This is a genomic window from Kurthia sp. Dielmo, from assembly GCF_000307285.2.
Lineage (GTDB): Bacteria > Bacillota > Bacilli > Bacillales_A > Planococcaceae > Kurthia > Kurthia populi.
Genome location: NZ_CAEP01000190.1, coordinates 1 through 584, shown reverse-complemented (window position 1 = coordinate 584; position 584 = coordinate 1). Strand labels below are relative to the sequence as shown.

At 37.2% G+C, this 584-nt stretch carries 1 protein-coding gene; it reads left to right on the top strand.

Annotation, left to right across the window (positions count from 1 at the left end):
* A partial coding sequence (locus KTHG_RS00100) for a proline dehydrogenase family protein (protein ID WP_186439473.1) occupies positions 1 to 481 on the top strand: 481 nt, incomplete at its 5' end.
* Positions 482 to 584: the final 103 nt, after the last annotated feature.

Sequence of the window (584 nt, the reverse complement as noted above, 5' to 3'; positions counted from 1 at the left end):
CGAGGCGATGGATAATTTAGAAAAATACAGTGATTATCGATTACGCATTGTAAAGGGTGCGTATAAGGAGCCAGCAGATGTGGCCTATACAGACAAGGCAGACATTGATGAGAACTATGTAAAACTTTTAGAATATAGTTTACTGCATGCAAAATATACATCGGTTGCGACACATGACCATACGATTATTGCGCATATTAAAAAATTTGTTAAAGAGCATGATATTTCGAATGATAAATTTGAATTCCAAATGCTCTATGGTTTCCGTTCAGATATGCAAAAGGAATTGGCAAAAGAAGGGTATCACTTCACAACATATGTACCGTTTGGCGAAGATTGGTACGGCTACTTTATGCGCCGTCTAGCAGAGCGTCCACAAAATTTAGCGCTTGTAACGAAGCAAGTGTTCAACAAAAAAACAAATACGCTACTTGGTTTAGCAGCAGGGGCTTTCTTAATCGGTCGCCTTTCAAAACGTTAAAGCATGAAAGAAGTCAGGGATTACTTGGCTTCTTTTTTTATGCGTAAATGTTGTTTGGGGCAATTAAATTCTCGAAAAAACAAAAAAATCGTATAAAACAGTT